General features: G+C 70.3%; 17 protein-coding genes and 1 pseudogene. 5 read left to right on the top strand and 13 right to left on the bottom strand.

From position 1 onward, the window contains the following. The first annotated feature begins 48 nt into the window (after positions 1-48). The gene (locus ABT078_RS03430) at positions 49-489 is read left to right on the top strand and encodes a hypothetical protein (protein ID WP_351223318.1); all 441 of its coding nucleotides are present in this window, start codon (positions 49-51) and stop codon (positions 487-489) included. Continuing rightward, on the top strand, positions 482-1426 hold the full coding sequence (locus ABT078_RS03425; RefSeq protein ID WP_351223316.1) for a DUF2637 domain-containing protein: 945 nt from the start codon (positions 482-484) through the stop codon (positions 1424-1426). The genes ABT078_RS03430 and ABT078_RS03425 overlap by 8 nt, the downstream gene beginning before the upstream one ends. Before the next feature lie 71 nt (positions 1427-1497). Here the strand turns inward: ABT078_RS03425 and mnmA are convergent, their stop codons facing one another. Next, on the bottom strand, positions 1498-2640 hold the full coding sequence (mnmA, locus tag ABT078_RS03420; protein ID WP_351223314.1) for a tRNA 2-thiouridine(34) synthase MnmA: 1143 nt from the start codon (positions 2638-2640) through the stop codon (positions 1498-1500). A gap of 106 nt (positions 2641-2746) precedes the next feature. On the opposite strand from mnmA, the gene ABT078_RS03415 reads away from it, so the two are divergent. Continuing rightward, the gene (locus tag ABT078_RS03415) at positions 2747-3430 is read left to right on the top strand and encodes an N-acetylmuramoyl-L-alanine amidase (RefSeq protein ID WP_351223312.1); all 684 of its coding nucleotides are present in this window, start codon (positions 2747-2749) and stop codon (positions 3428-3430) included. Between the two features lie 80 nt (positions 3431-3510). On the opposite strand, the gene ABT078_RS03410 is transcribed toward ABT078_RS03415, so the two are convergent. The 3 genes from ABT078_RS03410 to ABT078_RS03400 all read right to left on the bottom strand — a co-directional run bounded on the left by ABT078_RS03410 (position 3511) and on the right by ABT078_RS03400 (position 5499). Beyond that, on the bottom strand, positions 3511-4674 hold the full coding sequence (locus ABT078_RS03410) for a cysteine desulfurase family protein (protein WP_351223310.1): 1164 nt from the start codon (positions 4672-4674) through the stop codon (positions 3511-3513). Between the two features lie 339 nt (positions 4675-5013). Then, positions 5014-5289 carry a DUF4190 domain-containing protein gene (locus ABT078_RS03405; protein ID WP_351223308.1) on the bottom strand — a complete coding sequence of 92 codons (276 nt, stop codon included), beginning with the start codon at positions 5287-5289 and terminating at the stop codon, positions 5014-5016. 18 nt (positions 5290-5307) lie between these two features. Next, on the bottom strand, positions 5308-5499 hold the full coding sequence (locus ABT078_RS03400; RefSeq protein ID WP_351223772.1) for a hypothetical protein: 192 nt from the start codon (positions 5497-5499) through the stop codon (positions 5308-5310). 62 nt (positions 5500-5561) lie between these two features. Between ABT078_RS03400 and ABT078_RS03395 the strand changes: the two genes are divergently transcribed. Both ABT078_RS03395 and ABT078_RS03390 read left to right on the top strand, forming a co-directional pair. Next, positions 5562-6269 (top strand): TetR family transcriptional regulator, encoded by a 708-nt coding sequence (locus tag ABT078_RS03395; RefSeq protein ID WP_351223306.1) that lies wholly within the window; start codon positions 5562-5564, stop codon positions 6267-6269. Between the two features lie 2 nt (positions 6270-6271). Beyond that, positions 6272-6461 (top strand): annotated as a pseudogene (locus ABT078_RS03390) (alpha/beta fold hydrolase); the annotation flags it as partial. Here ABT078_RS03390 and ABT078_RS03385 read toward each other — a convergent pair. The 9 genes from ABT078_RS03385 to ABT078_RS03345 all read right to left on the bottom strand — a co-directional run bounded on the left by ABT078_RS03385 (position 6458) and on the right by ABT078_RS03345 (position 16261). Next, the gene (locus ABT078_RS03385; RefSeq protein ID WP_351223304.1) at positions 6458-7321 is read right to left on the bottom strand and encodes a thioesterase family protein; all 864 of its coding nucleotides are present in this window, start codon (positions 7319-7321) and stop codon (positions 6458-6460) included. The pseudogene ABT078_RS03390 and the gene ABT078_RS03385 overlap by 4 nt on opposite strands. A gap of 55 nt (positions 7322-7376) precedes the next feature. Further along, positions 7377-8036: a trimeric intracellular cation channel family protein gene (locus tag ABT078_RS03380; protein WP_351223302.1), complete on the bottom strand. Its 660-nt coding sequence runs from the start codon at positions 8034-8036 to the stop codon at positions 7377-7379. Positions 8037-8169: 133 nt separating this feature from the next. Beyond that, entirely contained in the window at positions 8170-9597 is a 1428-nt protein-coding gene (locus ABT078_RS03375) for an oligopeptide/dipeptide ABC transporter ATP-binding protein (protein WP_351223300.1), read from the bottom strand. Further along, complete coding sequence (locus ABT078_RS03370) at positions 9594-10586, bottom strand: ABC transporter ATP-binding protein (RefSeq protein WP_351223298.1); 993 nt, start codon at positions 10584-10586, stop codon at positions 9594-9596. Before ABT078_RS03370 ends, ABT078_RS03375 begins: the two co-directional genes overlap by 4 nt. Positions 10587-10594: 8 nt before the next feature. Further along, the gene (locus ABT078_RS03365; protein WP_351223296.1) at positions 10595-11557 is read right to left on the bottom strand and encodes an ABC transporter permease; all 963 of its coding nucleotides are present in this window, start codon (positions 11555-11557) and stop codon (positions 10595-10597) included. Then, positions 11557-12561: an ABC transporter permease gene (locus tag ABT078_RS03360; RefSeq protein WP_351223294.1), complete on the bottom strand. Its 1005-nt coding sequence runs from the start codon at positions 12559-12561 to the stop codon at positions 11557-11559. Before ABT078_RS03360 ends, ABT078_RS03365 begins: the two co-directional genes overlap by 1 nt. 105 nt (positions 12562-12666) lie before the next feature. Further along, positions 12667-14337, bottom strand: a complete 1671-nt coding sequence (locus ABT078_RS03355) for an ABC transporter substrate-binding protein (protein WP_351223292.1) — start codon at positions 14335-14337, stop codon at positions 12667-12669. Between the two features lie 243 nt (positions 14338-14580). Next, positions 14581-15384 (bottom strand): enhanced serine sensitivity protein SseB C-terminal domain-containing protein, encoded by an 804-nt coding sequence (locus tag ABT078_RS03350; protein WP_351223290.1) that lies wholly within the window; start codon positions 15382-15384, stop codon positions 14581-14583. 112 nt (positions 15385-15496) lie between these two features. Then, positions 15497-16261: an enhanced serine sensitivity protein SseB gene (locus tag ABT078_RS03345; RefSeq protein ID WP_351223288.1), complete on the bottom strand. Its 765-nt coding sequence runs from the start codon at positions 16259-16261 to the stop codon at positions 15497-15499. Between the last annotated feature and the right edge of the window lie 424 nt (positions 16262-16685).

Genomic DNA, 16685 nt, shown 5'->3' with positions numbered 1-16685 from the left:
TCCTCCACCACGTCAGAAGTACCGCACCGGCACCGGGGGACTGTTCCGATGATCACCAAGACGGTTCCACCGATGGAGCAATACGGACACTTTCGCAATGTTGCGAAAACCCGATCAAGATTTCTTGATTTATCAGCTGTATACAGCGATTACGTCACCCGATTGCCGGGCACCACGACCGGCGCCGAGGTCGTTGTTTGGAATATGACGAAAGCACAGCATCCAACAGCAACTACCCCCTGGAATACGGCCGGTTCCCCAGCGCTCGGGCGGGGAGAATGGATCTTCACCCCTGCATCTGTGGAGTGCGCGCCGACGCTCCGCTACGCCGACCGGCAGATCGAACTGAGGTACTCCTCCTCGGTGCTGGGGGATTTTCTGACAGCGATCGGCCAGATCCAGGCCAATTTCCACCGACTCTGGAACGCAGCCCACCCATCGCCCGCCGGACACGGTGACGAGGGGACGGGGCGAAGCGTCCATGTATAACGAGCCCGGCTCGTACGGTTCTGCCGGCGCCCACCCCCACACCGGAGGCTTCACCCCCTGGATGGACCCTTACGCCACCGCACCCCAGGATGCCCACCCGTCGTTGGGCGGCCAGCAGCCGCTCGCTCCACTCGGCCTGGAGGCTCTTGACGCGTCCTGGGACCCCGCCGAAGAACTGGCGGAACTCCTGCAGACCGCGGAGGCGAATCAATCCGGCGCGTTTCCCTACGGCTATGAAGAACCGGCTGGGCCGGAGGACGACGATGCATTCGCCTGGATGACCGAGAGCACGGCCGAACTCCCCCGCCAGCGCCCCGCGCCCGGCCACCGGCGACGCGGCCCTGCGCGAAAACCCGGGCGTACGCCGCTGCAGACCATCAGCCTGTACATCGCCGCACTCGCCGCCGTGATCGTCTCCATGGTCAGCGTTCTCGGGGGCGTGATCGCCTTTGAGCCTCTGCGGCGCGTCGCCGAGCCGGGGACGTCTCCCGGCATGGTCGCGTGGTGGCCGTTCCTGGTGTACGGACCCTGGATGGTCGCCTCGCTGTCCATCCTGCGCGCGTGCATCCACCGGCGCCGAGCTCTGCACTCCTGGATCGTCGTCGTGTTCTTCAGCACGATCGCCACGGCGCTGTGTGTGGCTCAAGCCCCCAAGAGCCTCGCCGACATGGCCTCGGTCGCGCTGCCGCCCATCGCGGCCCTGGCCTGCTTCCAGCAGCTCGTACGCCAGATCACCATGGCCCGGCCTCCCCGCCAGGCGAGTGCGCGCCACCGCACCACGCCGCCGTCGTCGGCCCTGTGGCGGCCCTCTCTCAGGCAGGCGGGCACGAGGACGCGCACCGCACCGGTCGCGTCCAACAGGACGGTCGGTGAGAAGCGAGCCGCCAGGAGCCCGTATCCGCAGCAGCCGACCCATCGCAGCGCGTTCCTTCAGTAATGCCTCCGGCGGCGCCCGGCCGCCGGACGGTTCAGCACTCGGGCGGACGCGCCCGGACGCGGATCGTCGGCTCAGCCACGGCCCGCGACGACCGCGTCCGCCCCGCGCCGCGTCGTCGTCGCGATCGTCGCCGAGCCGACGACGCGCGTCCCGTCGTACAGGACGATCGCCTGGCCGGGCGCCACGCCGCTCACGGGTTCGGCGAAGGTGACCCGGAGCTCCGAGTCCTCGACGAGTTCGGCGCTCACCGACGTCTCGCCGCCGTGGGCGCGCAGCTGCGCCGTGTACGTACCCGGACCGGCCGGGGCAGTGCCGCACCAGCGGGGCTTGATCGCGGTGAGGGCGGTGACCTCGAGGGCCTCGGCGGGGCCGACCGTCACCGTGTTGCTGACGGGCGAGATGTCCAGGACGTAGCGCGGCTTGCCGTCGGGGGCGGGGTGGCCGATGCGCAGGCCCTTGCGCTGGCCGATGGTGAAGCCGTAGGCGCCGTCGTGGCTGCCCAGCTTCGTGCCGGACTCGTCGACGATGTCGCCCTCGGCCTTGCCGAGCCGGCCGGCCAGGAATCCCTGGGTGTCGCCGTCGGCGATGAAGCAGATGTCGTGGCTGTCGGGCTTCTTCGCCACCGCGAGACCGCGGCGCTCGGCCTCCGCGCGGATCTCGTCCTTGGTGGTGAGGGTGTCGCCGAGCGGGAACATCGCGTGGGCGAGCTGCCGCTCGTCGAGCACACCGAGGACGTACGACTGGTCCTTGGCCATGTCGCTCGCGCGGTGCAGCTCGCGGGTGCCGTCCTCCTGGACGACCACGGTGGCGTAGTGGCCCGTGCACACGGCGTCGAAGCCGAGCGCCAGGGCCTTGTCCAGCAGCGCGGCGAACTTGATCTTCTCGTTGCAGCGCAGACAGGGGTTGGGCGTGCGGCCCGCCTCGTACTCCGCGATGAAGTCCTCGACGACGTCCTCGCGGAAGCGCTCGGCGAGGTCCCAGACGTAGAACGGGATGCCGATCACGTCGGCGGCGCGGCGGGCGTCGCGCGAGTCCTCGATGGTGCAGCAGCCGCGCGCTCCGGTGCGGAAGGACTGCGGGTTCGCGGACAGGGCCAGGTGCACCCCGGTGACATCGTGCCCGGCTTCGGCGGCACGGGCGGCGGCGACGGCGGAGTCCACACCGCCGGACATGGCGGCGAGCACACGGAGGGGGCGCTGGGGTGTCTGAGTCATAGCCCTACCAGGGTACGGGGCCACGGGAACCGAAGGCGCGCGAGTAAACGTTCGGGAGGTTGATGCGGGCCGGACGGCGGTGGCGCGGCAGGTGGAGAGGGCTGGCATGGGGAGCAGGGGCAAGGCCGCGCAGGGCGGCGTCGGCCGTCGGGCCGTGCTGATCGGCGGCGGGGCGGCCCTCGTCGGGGTGGGGGTGGCGGCTCGGGACGAGCTGAAGCGTGCCTGGTGGCGGATGCCGGGCATGGAGAAGAAACGGGTGGAGGGGGAGCTCGACCACGCGGGCGCGGCGTGGACGGCGGCGGCCCGGGCGAACTGGCGGCGGGCGGACCGGCCCGACGACTACACGATCGACCGGATCGTGATCCATGTCGTCCAGGGCAGCTATCCGACCGCCCTGAAGGTCTTCAAGGACCCGGGACACGGCGCGGCCACCCACTATGTGGTGGGCAAGGACGGCCGGATCGCCCAGATGATCCGCGAGCTCGACGTCGCGTTCCACGCGGGGAACAGGGACATGAACGAGCGGAGCATCGGGATCGAGCACGAGGGCTTCGTGGACCGGCCCGAGGGCTTCACGGACGCGATGTACACGGCATCGGCGCGGCTCACGGCCGGGATATGCAAGCGGTACGGGATGCCGGTGGACCGGAAGCACATCATCGGCCATGTCGAGGTGCCTGGTACGGACCACACCGATCCCGGTCCGCACTGGGACTGGGACCGGTACATACGGCTGGTGCGCGAGGCCGCTGCCGCTCCGCCGGAGCCCGCGACCACTACCGCGAGCTGAGTCCCGGGGTCGGCCGTGCCCGGCCGCCGGCTGAGCCCGGCGGCCGACCGAGCCGGCCGTCCGAGCCGGCCGTCCGCGGTTCAGCTGAGCCCGGCCGTCCGCGCACGCTCGACCGCCGGGCCGATGACGTTCGCGACCGCCTCGACGTCCGCATCCGTCGAGGTGTGGCCGAGGCTGAAGCGGAGTGTGCCGCGGGCCAGGTCCGGGTCGGTGCCGGCGGCCAGCAGGACATGGCTGGGCTGGGCGACGCCGGCCGTGCACGCGGAGCCGGTGGAGCACTCGATGCCCTGGGCGTCAAGGAGCAGCAGCAGCGAATCGCCCTCGCAGCCGGGGAACATGAAGTGGGCGTTGGCCGGGAGCCGGTTCTCCGGGTCGCCGCCGAGGATCGCGTCCGGTACGGCACTGTGCACGGCCTCGATGAGCCTGTCGCGCAGTCCGCCGATCTCACGGGCGAAGTCGGCGCGCCGCTCGGCGGCGAGCCGACCGGCGACGGCGAAGGCGGCGACGCCGGGCACGTCGAGGGTTCCGGAGCGTACGTGGCGCTCCTGACCGCCGCCGTGCATGACCGGCACCGGACTGTACTCGCGGCCCAGCAGCAGGGCGCCGATTCCGTACGGGCCACCGATCTTGTGGCCGCTCACCGTCATCGCCGCGAGGCCGGACGTGCCGAAGTCGACGTCGAGCTGCCCGAAGGCCTGTACGGCGTCGGAGTGCATCGGAATGCCGAACTCCGCTGCAGTGTCCGCGAGTTCGCGGACCTGCATGACGGTGCCGATCTCATTGTTGGCCCACATGACGGTGACGAGGGCCACGTCGTCCGGGTCGCGCTCGATCGCCTCGCGCAGCGCCTCGGGGTGCACGCGTCCGTACCGGTCGACGGGCAGGTACTCGACGTTCGCGCCCTCGTGCTCGCCGAGCCAGTGCACGGCGTCCAGCACGGCATGGTGCTCGACGGGCGCGGCCAGAACGCGGGTGCGACGCGGGTCGGCGTCGCGGCGCGCCCAGTAGAGGCCCTTGACGGCGAGGTTGTCCGCCTCGGTGCCGCCGGAGGTGAGGACGACCTCGCTGGGTCGCGCCCCGAGCGCCTCGGCGAGCGTCTCACGGGCCTCCTCGACGGTACGGCGGGCTCGGCGGCCCGCGGCGTGCAACGACGAGGCGTTGCCGGTGAGGGCGAGCTGGGCGGTCATCGCCTCGATGGCCTCCGGAAGCATCGGAGTGGTCGCGGCGTGGTCGAGGTAAGCCATGGTGCCCACGATTCTACGAGCCGCCGGACGCCGGGCTTGCGCCGCCGGGGTGCGGACCGGTCGGCCACGGGCGGCACCGGGCCCGGCGCTCACCTGCCGGCCGGTTCGCCCGGTGTTCCCGGGCCGGGCCGTGCTTGTCCGTGAGTCGGGCCGTCAGTGTCCGTGCGTCGGTCCGTGCTTGTCCGTGAGTCGTGCCGTACGTGTCCGTGAGTCGGGCCGTACGTGTCCGTGCGTCGGTCCGTATGTGCTCAGGGGGCGAGCCGTACGGGCACGGACGCGCGCAGGCAGGCAGGCACGGTCACACGCTCCGGCGCGGACGCACCGGCGAACGGACCCGGTTCAGCCGCCGAAGTGCCAGGCGACCGTCCCGTTGCCGCTCAGGAGCACGGCGAGGACGACCAGATCGGCGACGCCGAGGCTCAGGCCGAGCAGGGCACGGCCACGGCGGGCGGTCCCACGGAACAGGGCGAGTCCGGCGAGGACGATCGCGGCGGGGCCGAGGATCACGTTCATCACGAGCAGGCCGACCAGACCGAGCACGAACGCGGCGACGGCCATGCCGTCGGCGTCCCGTGTCGGCCCGGCGAACCGGCGGGCGGAGGGGGCGAGTTCCATGGTCCGGCTCCCGGGAGGTCAGTGGGCGCGGCGGCGTGCGAGCCGCTCACGTACGGCGAAGACGAGCAGCCAGGCGCCGATGACGGCGGCGGCGACGACGGACGCGGGGAGCGGAATCTGAGCCACGGCACCCAGAAGGACTCCCAGGAGAAGGAGCGCGGCGACGAGGGCGATCATCATCAGCCTTTCGCGGAACGAATTGGAGCACAACTGTTCACTGACTAATCAGTCTAGTCTTCCCGGAACCGGAGAACAGTTGTTTACTGAATGTCATGAGTCACACCGTCGGCATCCGCCAGGCCCAGAAGTTGAAGACCCGTCAGGCACTCCTGGACGCGGCACTGCGGCTCCTGGAGGAGCAGAGCCTGAGCAGCCTGGGACTGCGCGAGGTGACCCGGGCCGTCGGGGTGGCACCGGCCGCGTTCTACCGGCACTTCGCGGATCTCGCGGAGCTGGGCGTGGCACTGGTCGAGGAGACCCTCGGCAGCCTCCACGGGCTCATCGGCGAGATCCTGGCGGAGACGGGCGACGCCGAGCTGCGGATCGAGCGCACCGTCGATCTCATCGCCCGTCATGTACGGGAGCAGCCGGCACACTTCCGCTTCATCGCGCGCGAACGGCACGGAGGCGTCGGCCGGGTCCGCGCGGCCATCGCGACCCAACTGCGCCGCTTCACCGAGGAGGTGGCCGAAGCACTCGCCCGGGAGCGGGCCTCCGCGGGCTGGAGCGAGGCGGACGTGCGGATGCTTGCCGGGATGTACGTCGACCACATGGTGATGACCGCGTCTGCCTTCCTGGAGGCCCAGGAGACCAGCGGGGCCAGTGATACCGGTGGAGCGGGCGGGACCGGGGGGAACACCGACGGACTGCCGGTCGAGGAGGACGTCGCCCGAGCAGCCCGCGACCGTCTGCGTCTGGTCTCGCTGGGCCGCCGTCACTGGCTGGAGAACGACGCTGGCCGCGGCCCCCGGGATCGATAGGGGGTGCCGAGGACACGTGGATTCCTGTCACGAAGGCCCATGAGCTCGCGGCCCTGATCCCGGGCGCGGCTGCGGCTGATCGACGGGGCGGGCCATCTCGTCCAGGAGGACGCGCCGGCCGAGCTGACCCGCGGCGATCGGCCGCCACTTCCGTACGGGCTGACTCGGGAAGGAGCCCCCGAGCCGTCCTAGGCAGTCGTCAGCGGCGCCTTGGCCAGCTGGCGGGACTGGGCGACCAGGCGGTCAGCACTGTCCCAGACCTCGGCGTCCTCCTCGAGGAAGCCGCCGGCGAGGTTACGGGTGGTGATGGCGACCCGCAGGGGGCCGGGGGCCGGGCGGCACCGTACGTGGGTGGTGAGCTCGACGGTCGGGGTCCAGCCCTTGAGGCCCAGCTCGAACGAGGTCGGCGGCAGCGCGTCGACCGTGAGCAGCAGCGAGAGCGGGTCGGCGTCGCGGCCGTCGGCGAGCCCGAACCAGCCGCGCATCTCGCCCTTGCCCGAGGGCGCGCCGACGGCCCAGCCGACGGTGGCGGGGTCGAGCTTGATGTTCAGCCGCTCGGTGATCGCCGAGGAGCCGGGGATGGCGGGCGCGGGGCCGTCGGACGGGCCGAGGCAGTGCTCGTACGGCGCGATGGCCGGCGGCTTCGCGGTCGTACGGACATCGTCGGGGAGGCCGTCGAGGTCGCCGTAGGTGGCGAGGACGCGGATGCGCTCGACCTCGGTGCCGTCCTGCGCGTACTGGAAGAGGGAGGCCTGGCCGGTCGAGAGGGTGCGCCCGGTGCGGATCGTCTCGGTGCGGATCACGGCAGGCCCCGGAGCGGACGGGCTGAGGTAGTGCGCCGAGACACTGAAGGGGTCCGGGTGCGGCAGGGCATCGCCGAGGGCACGGCCGAGCAGCGCCAGCAGATAGCCGCCGTTGACGGCGTGGATGATCGTCCAGCCGGCGGAGAGCTCCGCGTCGTACACGCCCGGGACGTCCGGGTCTCGCAGAGCGACAGCGGTGTCGCGGTCGAATTCGCTGTTCCCGATGGTTGCCTGTGCCACCTGTGCCATACCTGAACCGTACAACAGATAACTACTAAGCGGTAGCTTTCTTCGGCGAGTGGGCTCAGGCCTCCTCTGCGGCGGCTGACCGGCGGTTCCAGGCACGCGGCGCCCGCCAGTGCAGGCGCATGGCCAGCAGACGCATCAGGAACGCCGTCAGCACGGCAAGGCCGCTGGTGATGGCGTTGAGCATGTCGAAGCGGATGCACAGGGCGACCATCGTGGCGCCGACCATGGCGGGCACGGCGTACAGGTCACGGTCCCAGCGCAGCAGCGACGGCACCTCGTTGGCGAGCACGTCACGCACCACACCGCCGCCGACGGCGGTGGCGAGGCCGAGGGTCGCGGAGGCGGTCAGGCCCAGGCCGTACTCGTACGCCTTGGTCGTCCCGGTGACGGCGAAGAGGCCGAGGCCGGCGGCGTCGAAGACGTTGACCGACCCCTGGATGCGCTCGACCTCGGGGTGCAGGAAGAAGACGAGCGTGGCGGCCACGAGCGGCATGAGGAAGTAGCCGAGATCCGTGAACGCGGCGGGCGGCACGGCGCCGATGACCAGGTCCCGGAACAGTCCGCCGCCCAGTGCCGTGGCTTCGGCGAGGACGGCGATGCCGAAGACGTCGAAGTTCTTGCGTACGGCGAGAAGAGCGCCGGAGATGGCGAAGACGAAGATCCCCGCGAGGTCGAGCACATGCTGGACGGAGGGCGTGAACAGTTCGTGGAGCACCGCTCAATTGTGCAGGCTGCGCGTCAGGGGCCCGATCCACCCCCGGGGCAGGGGAACGGACCGCGGAACGACCGCCCACGGACCAGGGGCCCGGGGACCGTGGCCGGTCCCCGGGCCCCCCGGGCCCCACGGCTCAGCTCGACTGCTTCGCCGGCGCTTCCGAGACCTCACCGGAGCCGTCGGACTCGCCGGGGTCGTCGGACTCGCCGGATTCACCGGCATCGGCCGCCTCGTCCGGGTCCTCGGAGCCCTCGCGGTCGTCCCGGTCGTCGGACTCGCCGGATTCACCGGCATCGGCCGCCTCGTCCGGGTCCTCGGAGCCCTCGGGGTCGTCCGTGGCCGCCTCCTCGCGGGGCGCCGGAACCGTGGCCTCGGCCTCGGCCGGAAGCGCGTCGTCGTCGGCGTCCCCGCTCGCGTCCTGTGTGGCCGGGTCCTCGCTTGCGTCCTCCCGGACCGCGTCCTCGACGCCCTCCGTCCGGGTCGGGGAGGTCGCCGACGGCACATCCACCTGAGCGTCCTCCACACCCTCGCGCACCGCGGGGACGACCTCGCCCGAGGTGCGGGTGATCTCGCCGGAGGCGATCTCGGCCGCGAAGTGGCACGCCACCTTGTGGCCGGAGCCCAGGTCCCTCAGCTCGGGCCGGTCCGTGGCACACAGCGTGTCCTGCTTCCACGGGCAGCGCGTGTGGAAGCGGCAGCCCGCAGGGGGGTTCGCGGGCGACGGAAGGTCCCCGACCAGCAGGATGCGCTCGCGGTGGTCCTCGACCTCCGGGTCCGGCACCGGCACCGCCGACATCAGGGCCTTGGTGTACGGGTGCTTCGGCTCGGCGTACAGCGCGTCGCTCGGCGCCTCCTCCACCAGCGAGCCCAGGTACATCACGCCGATGACGTCCGAGATGTGCCGGACGACGGCGAGGTCGTGCGCGATGACCAGATAGGTCAGGCCCATCGACTCCTGGAGCTCCTCCAGGAGGTTGATGACCTGGGCCTGGATCGACACGTCCAGCGCGGATACCGGCTCGTCGCAGATGATGACGTCCGGTTCGAGCACCAGCGCCCGGGCGATGCCGATCCGCTGGCGCTGGCCGCCGGAGAACTCGTGCGGGTAGCGGGACAGGGCGTTCGACGGCAGCCCCACCTTCGCCAGGATCTCCTTGATCTTCTCCCGGCGCTCGTCCTGGTTCGCGCCGATCCCGTGCGCGGCCATGCCCTCGCTCAGGATCGACTCGATGTTCTGCCGCGGATTGAGGCTGCCCAGCGGGTCCTGGAAGACCATCTGGAGTCGCCGCCGGAACGACCGCAGCTCCTTCTCGGGGAGCTTCGCCAGGTCCGTACCGTCCAGCACGACCTCGCCGTCGGTGATGTCGACGAGCCGCAGCACCGCCCGCCCGAGCGTGGTCTTGCCGCAGCCGGACTCGCCCACGAGGCCGTACGTCTGGCCCGCCTCGACCGACAGCGAGACGCCGTCGACGGCATAGACGTGGCCGACCGTACGGTCGAAGAGGATGCCCTTCCTGACGGGGAAGTGGACCTTCACTCCGTCGAGTTCGAGCAGGCTCATGCCGAGACCTCCGTCGTGGCCAGGACCGGGTTGACGCAGCGGGCCTGGTGTCCGGCTTCGCGTGGTTCGGTCAGTTCGGGCGTACCGGTCAGGCAGCCCATCTCGTAGCGGTCGCAGCGCGGCGCGAAGGCGCATCCTTCGGTCCAGGCGATCTGGTCGTTGATGGACCCGCGGATGGGGTTGAGGGGCTCGCCGCGCGGGGCGTCGAGCCGCGGGATGGAGCCGAGCAGTCCGTGCGTGTACGGATGCGTCGGGTGCGCGAACAGCTCGCGCCGGCCCGACGACTCGACGACCTTGCCCGCGTACAGCACGTTGACCTCGTCGCACAGACCGGCGACGACACCCAGGTCATGGGTGATCATCAGCAGCGCGGTGCCCTCCTGGTCCACCAGCTCCTTGAGCAGCTCCAGGATCTGCGCCTGGATCGTGACGTCCAGTGCGGTGGTCGGCTCGTCGGCGATGAGCAGTCGCGGTGCGCACGCCACCGCCATGGCGATGAGGGCGCGCTGCCGCATGCCGCCGGAGAGCTGGTGCGGGTACTCCTTGAGCCGGCGCGTCGGGTCGGGGATGCCGACCCGGTCCAGCAGATGCGCGGCCTCCTTGCGGGCGGCCTCGCCCTTCATGCCGCGGTGGCGCTGGAGGATCTCGGTGACCTGCACGCCGATCGGGATGACCGGGTTCAGCGAGGACAGCGGGTCCTGGAAGATCATCGCGAGCTTGCTGCCGCGCAGATCACGGATCTTCGACTGGCTCATCGACAGCAGGTCGCCGCCGTCGAAGTCCGCGCGCCCGCCGAGGGTGACGCCCTTGCGCGGGAGCAGGCCCATCAGGGCCAGCGAGGTGACGGACTTTCCGCAGCCCGATTCGCCGACCAGGCCGACGACCTGGCCCTGGTCCACGGAGAAGGAGACCCCGTTGACGGCCTTGACGTCCTTGCGGCCGCGTCCGCCGAAGGTGACGGTGAGTTCGTCCACAGTGAGCAGTGGCATGACTGACATCAACCTCGCAGCTTCGGGTCGAGGGCTTCGCGCATGGCCTCGCCGAGCAGGGTGAAGCCGAGGGCGGTGATGATGATCCCGACCGCCGGATAGACCGCCATCATGGGCGCGTTGTCGAAGAAGCGCTGCGCCTGGGAGAGCATGACGCCCCACTCGGGGATGGCGGGGTCGGGGTTGCCGAGGCCCAGGTACGACAGCGCCGCGGCCTCGATGATGGCGGTGGCGAGGCTGAGCGTCGCCTGGACGATCACCGGGCTCAGCGAGTTGGGCATGATCTGGGTCATCACGATGCGCCGCTTGCGCACGCCGAGGGCGCGCGCCGCGAGCACGTAGTCGCTGCCGCCCTGCGCGAGCATCGAACCGCGCAGCAGCCGGGCGAAGATCGGCACCTGCACAACGCCGACGGCGATCATCACGGTCGTCAGCGACTGGCCCATCACCGCGGCGATGGAGACCGCCAGGAGCAGCGAGGGCAGCGCCAGCATGATGTCGGTGACACGCATGACGACATCGTCGATGCGCTGTCCCGTGCGCCCGCCGAGGGTGGCCGCCGCACCCGACACGGCGCCGACCACGGCACCGATGATCAGGCCGATGAGCATGGAGACCACACCGACCAGCAGCGTCTGCCGGGCGCCGACGAGCATCCGGGAGAACATGTCGCGGCCCAGGTGGTCCAGGCCGAACCAGTTCTCGCCGCGCGGGCCGACGAACCTGCCCTGGTTGGGGAAGACCTCGCCGCGCCAGGTCTGCTCGGTCGGCGTGAACGGGGCGAACCACGGGCCGACGATCGCGACCACGACGAACGCCCCGATGATCACGGCACCGATGATCGCCATCTTGCTGCCGCGCAGTCGGCGGAACGCCTCGCGCCACAGGCTCGCGCCGCTCGACGACTCGGTCTTCGCCGTGAGCTCGGCGAGCCGGTCGATCTTGGACGTCTTGGTTGTCTGCAGGCTCATCAGTGCACCCGCACCCTCGGATCAATGACGCTGTACGCGAGATCGACCAGCAGGTTGATCAGGACGTACACGGTCGCGATGAACATGATGAAGCCGACGAGCACCGGGTAGTCACGGGCGTCGATCGCCTTGCGGATGAAGTCGCCGATGCCACCGAAGGAGAAGACCGACTCAGTGAGCACGGCACCCGACAGCAGGCTGCCGGTGAGGAGGCCGATCGTGGTGACCACGGGCAGCAGCGCATTGCGCATGATGTGCCGACCGCGGACGACCCTCCGCTCGAGCCCCTTGGACTCGGCAGTGCGGATGTAGTCCTCGCCGAGGACCTCCAGCACGCTGGCCCGGGTCATACGGACGATCACGGCGAGCGGAATGGAGGCAAGGGCGAGCGCCGGCAGCACCAGGTGCATGATCGCGTCCCAGGAGGCGTCGAACTCCCCGGTGAGGACTCCGTCGAGGACGGCGAAACCGGTCACGGAGGTCGCGTCGATTCCGGTGGTCTGGCGGCCGAAGCTGGGGAAGATGCCCAACTCGACGGCGAAGATGCCCTTGAGGAGCAGTGCGAGGAAGAAGACCGGGATGCAGATCCCGACCAGCGATCCGGAGACCGAGGCCACATCGAGCCAGCCGCCGCGCTTGCGCGCCGCGAGGTAGCCGAGCGGGATGCCGACCGCGATGGCGATGATCATGGCGGCAATGCTGAGTTCCACCGTTGCCGGGAAGCGCAGCACGAACTCGTCCCACACCGGCTGGCCGGTCTGGACCGAGGTGCCGAGGTCCAGTTCGAAGAGCCGCTTCAGGAAGCGGCCGTACTGGACGTGGAGCGGCTGGTCGAGTCCCAGCGCCCGGTTGATGCGCGCCACTTCGGCTTCGGTCGCCCGCTCGCCCAGGATCGCTGAGGCGGGTCCGCCGGGCAGCCGGTTCAGCCAGATGAAGAGCAGAACCGACAGGCCGAGCAGGGTGGGTATCAGCTGGAGCAGTCGTCGTACGACGAGTCGCAACACCCCGCATGCCCCTTTCTTACGTGTGTAGTACGAGTGGTACGGCAATGAGATGCGGGTCCGCCCGGCCACCGGTGTTCCGTGGCCGGGCGGACCCCATGCGGTGTGTTACTTGAAGGAGACCTCGGCGAAGTTCTCCTGCGTCAGCGGGGAGACCTTCGGCGGGTTGACGTTCTTGCCGAAGGCGATCGCCGGCGGCGAGGACGAGATCGGGAGACCGGGCAGGTACGCCATGATGGTCTCGTTCGCCTTCTTGTAGAGCTCCGTGCGCTTGGTCGCGTCGGCCTCGACCGATCCGGCCTTCACGTCGGCGAACACCTTGGCGTCCTTGAAGCCCCACTGCTTGTCGTACTCGGCGAACCAGGTGCCGATGAAGTTGTAGCCGTCGTTGAAGTCACCGGTCCAGCCGAGCATGTGCAGGGCGCAGGAGCCGGCCTCGGTGGCGTCCAGGTAGTCCGGGTTCCACTTCATGGGCTTCGGGGTGACCTTGATGCCGGCCTTCTCCAGGTCGGCCTTCATCAGCTCGAACATGTCCTGCGGAGCGGGCATGTACGGGCGGGTGACCTCGGTCGGGTAGCAGAACTCGATCGCGAGGTTGCTCTCCTTGGCGGAGGCGAGCAGCGACTTGGCCTTGGCCGTGTCGAAGGGGTACTTCGTCACGTTCTCCGAGAAGCCGGCGACCGTGTCGGGCATGAACTGCGTCGCGACCTTGCCGCCCTCGGGCAGCTGCGTCTTGACCAGGTTCTCGCGGTCGATGGCGTGCGCGATGGCCTGACGCACCGCCGGCTTCTTCAGCGCCGGGAGCTTCTCCTGGGACATACCGACGTAGAAGAGGTTGAAGACGTCGCGGGTCGGCACGTTGAAGCCGGCGCTCTCGAGCGTCTTGATGTCGGCGGGCGCGACCAGGTCGTATCCGTCGATGTCGCCGGCCTGCAGCGCCTGGCGGCGGCCGTCCTCGGTGTCGATCGTGCGGAAGACGAGGTTCTTCACCTTCGCCTTGTCGCCCCAGTAGTCGTCGAAGCGCTCAAGGGTGACTTCCTTGTTGCCCTTGTTCCACTTCGTGATCTTGTACGGGCCGGTGCCGGCGACCGTGCCGGCCTCCTGGCTGTACTTGGGGTACGTGATCGCGTCGCCCTTGGCGGTCGCGTCCTGCTTCTTGTACTCGGCGAGCGCCTTCGGCGAGTGGATCGCCAGGGCCTGGAGCGAGAAGCCGCCGGGCAGGTTGGCGGAGGTCTCGTTGACCTCGATGACCGCCGTGTTCTCGTCCTTCGCGGTGCAGGACTTGTAGTTGGGCTTCGGCGCTTCCTTGTCCTCGTTCTTCGCGAAGCCGCCCATGATGGTCTGCCAGTAGTACGAGACCGCGCTCGACTGGTACGTGCCCGTCCAGTTGAACCAGTGGTCGTAGTTGGCACAGACCGCGGCCGCGTTGAACGCCTCGCCGTCGTGGAACTTGACGCCCTTGCGCAGGTTGAACGTCCAGACCTTGCCGGCCGGGTCGCTGGACCACTTCTCGGCGAGACCGCCGACAAGCTCGCTGCCGCCCGACTCGTGCTCGAGCAGGGCCTCGAAGGCCTGACGGGTGACGCGGAACGTCTCTCCGTCGCTCGCGAGGGCCGGGTCGAGCGAGCCCGGGTCACCCGGGGCACCGAAGACAAAGGTGTCCTTGGCCCCACCCTTTTCGCCGTCCGTGCCACGCTCACTCGAGCAGCCGGTGGCGATGAGGCCGACCGCAAGGACCGCCGTAATCGCCCGAGCGGCTCGGGACTTGAATATTCGCATGGGTCCACCCCTGGGTCGCCATGTGTGGTCTTGACCGGCCGAACACTACTCACGAGTCCCAGACCAGAGAACAGTCCGCATAGCGGTGATACCGACCTGAGACCCGGACACATGCCAAATCGGGCGGTTGCCGGACATCGCAGCGCTTCGGTTAACTTCCCGGACACAAGACGCTGTTGAGCAGGGGGCCGGCAGGTGGACGAAATGTCGGCCTGCGGTCGTGGGACGGCCGGGCGGGGTGGGTCAGTGGTACTGGCTGGAGGTCCCCCCGGCGAGGCCAGGGGGAGGGTATCCGTACCCGGACTGCTGGGGCGGTGCGCCGTGCGCCTCACGGTCGTAGAACGGGCGGGCATTGGCCCGCAGCCACATCGTCACCGGGTCGTACTCGTCGGACATGGCGACCGTGGAGACGGGGAGCCCGTCGGGAACCGCGGCGATCGACTGCTGCATCATCGTGCGGACGGCGTCGACGGACTGCTGCCCCGTGTCGTAGAGATCGAGACCGATCGCGAGATACGGGGCACCGAGTGCGGGCTGCACCCAGGCTCTGCGCAGGGAGCGGACGGCCGGGGTGCGGTGGGCGTTCTGCGTGAGCAGGGCGTAGAACTGGGGGATCTCGATGGCGGGCTCGGTCAGCCGCAGCGGTCCCGCGGGCATCCGGTCGAGGCCGGTGGCGATCCGGCGCAGGTCGGGCCAGGGGATGCCGACGCCGCCGCCCGGCGCATGCGGATTGAGCCAGATGCCCCAGCGGTCGGGGAAGAGGGCGCGGGCGACGTCGGTGCCCGTGACGACCTCGTGCGCGCGGTTCCAGCCGGAGGCGGCGAGCTCCTGGGCGGAGGTGACACAGGGGGCGTATCCCTGGCCGTCCACCTCCATGTTCCCGTACTGGGCGTCGGGGGAGCCCGCCCGGCCGTGCCAGAGCAGCATCCAGAGCCGGCCTTCGGCGAGGGCGTGCAGCAGCGCCTCGTACGCGTCATAGCGTCCGGGCGTCACCTGGCGCAGCATGTGCTCGACCTGCCCGGCCGCCGCGGTGCCTGACGCACTCACTCTGGGTCCCGCCCCTCTTCGATCCGCCATGGAGTGTGCGGCCGCACCGGGCAAGTGCGGCGGCCACGTCATCAAACCAGCTTAAGCGGCGATACTGACACCGACTTGACGACTACACGTGCGGATGGGCGTGCGAGTGCGGGTGCTGCCGGATGTAGAAGGGCCTCACCCGGTTGAGCATCCAGTCGCCGACAGGGTCCTGGGCGATGTCCAGAAGAACCAGGTTGACCGGCCACTTCACGGCCGCGCGGCCGAGCGCACGGCCAAGGGCGTCCATCGGGGCGGTGCGGTGGTGGCCCTCCCAGGCGGAGAGCTGTACACCGATGAACAGCGTCGGCGCGTCGCCCTCGACGCTGGCGAGGACGCGGCGGGCGGTCTGGACGACGCCGGTCTCCTCGAACTCGCCTGCGGCGGCGGCGAGAAAGTCGATCGGCTCGTCCTGCCAGTCAGGCTCGAACAGCCGCACCCTGCCCCCGCCGGCGCCCCCGTCCAGGGGCGTGCGCCCGCTCCTGCACAACTCGGCGACGGCGGGTGGCGGCAGCGGTACGCCGACGGCGCCGCCGGGATTCACGGCGATCCCGAGCTGCGGGGGGAGGCCGCGGGCGAACTCGATCGCGGGCGCGACGGTGCCGGGCATGTGGTCGCCGACGCACTGCAGGAACTGCTGCTGCGAGCTGTAGACGGGCACGTACGGCGCTCCGTCGATGTCCACCGTCGGCAGGTCGAGGCTGGGGCTGTCGGGTCCGCCGCCGTTGGGCAGTGGCACCCATATGTGGCTCCGCCCGAGCACCTCGACGAGACGGGCGCCGGCGCCCGGATTGCCGAGCGACGCGGCAAGCACCTCTTCGAGTTCATTGGCGGGCCAAGTCGTGTCCACTGCGTTCCCCTGCTTCCCCGCCCGCCCGTTCCGGGCGCGATGTCCTGCGCCAGCAGGGTAACGGTAGCGGGGCGCGGGGCCGCATATCGGACTCCGCCCCACCCCGGCCCTTCCCGCGTCGGGGCTCCGCCCCGAGGCCCCAAGGCTCCTCCCCACGCCCTGCGGGCGTGGGGAGACCGCGGTGAAGCTGGTTTTCGGGGCTCCGCCCCGGGCCGCTCCCCCACGTCCTGGCGGGCGGGAGGTTCCTCCACCGTCGGCCTCCGAAAGAGCCCGACGGGCGTTGGAGAGCGGCGTCCACTCGGCCCGGCTCCGGAGGGCACCGGCTCATCTCAGGCCCGTCCGGCGCCCGAGGTGCCGACAGGCGTCGGGCGGGTCCGGCAGTTGGGCTACCGGCACGTACGGAGCCCGTCCGGCACTTGTGGAC

Origin of the sequence: Streptomyces sp. NPDC002133, from assembly GCF_040296405.1 — a bacterium.
Taxonomy (GTDB): Bacteria; Actinomycetota; Actinomycetes; order Streptomycetales; family Streptomycetaceae; genus Streptomyces.
This window is presented reverse-complemented; position numbering and strand designations above follow the sequence as displayed.

Bases quoted from the DNA above. Each gene is read 5' to 3' on its own strand.
- ABT078_RS03430 (WP_351223318.1), top strand. From the start codon at position 49: ATGATCACCAAGACGGTTCCACCGATGGAGCAATACGGACACTTTCGC.
- ABT078_RS03425 (WP_351223316.1), top strand. From the start codon at position 482: ATGTATAACGAGCCCGGCTCGTACGGTTCTGCCGGCGCCCACCCCCAC.
- mnmA (WP_351223314.1), bottom strand. From the start codon at position 2,640: ATGACTCAGACACCCCAGCGCCCCCTCCGTGTGCTCGCCGCCATGTCC.
- ABT078_RS03415 (WP_351223312.1), top strand. From the start codon at position 2,747: ATGGGGAGCAGGGGCAAGGCCGCGCAGGGCGGCGTCGGCCGTCGGGCC.
- ABT078_RS03410 (WP_351223310.1), bottom strand. From the start codon at position 4,674: ATGGCTTACCTCGACCACGCCGCGACCACTCCGATGCTTCCGGAGGCC.
- ABT078_RS03405 (WP_351223308.1), bottom strand. From the start codon at position 5,289: ATGGAACTCGCCCCCTCCGCCCGCCGGTTCGCCGGGCCGACACGGGAC.
- ABT078_RS03395 (WP_351223306.1), top strand. From the start codon at position 5,562: ATGAGTCACACCGTCGGCATCCGCCAGGCCCAGAAGTTGAAGACCCGT.
- ABT078_RS03385 (WP_351223304.1), bottom strand. From the start codon at position 7,321: ATGGCACAGGTGGCACAGGCAACCATCGGGAACAGCGAATTCGACCGC.
- ABT078_RS03375 (WP_351223300.1), bottom strand. From the start codon at position 9,597: ATGAGCCTGCTCGAACTCGACGGAGTGAAGGTCCACTTCCCCGTCAGG.
- ABT078_RS03370 (WP_351223298.1), bottom strand. From the start codon at position 10,586: ATGCCACTGCTCACTGTGGACGAACTCACCGTCACCTTCGGCGGACGC.
- ABT078_RS03365 (WP_351223296.1), bottom strand. From the start codon at position 11,557: ATGAGCCTGCAGACAACCAAGACGTCCAAGATCGACCGGCTCGCCGAG.
- ABT078_RS03355 (WP_351223292.1), bottom strand. From the start codon at position 14,337: ATGCGAATATTCAAGTCCCGAGCCGCTCGGGCGATTACGGCGGTCCTT.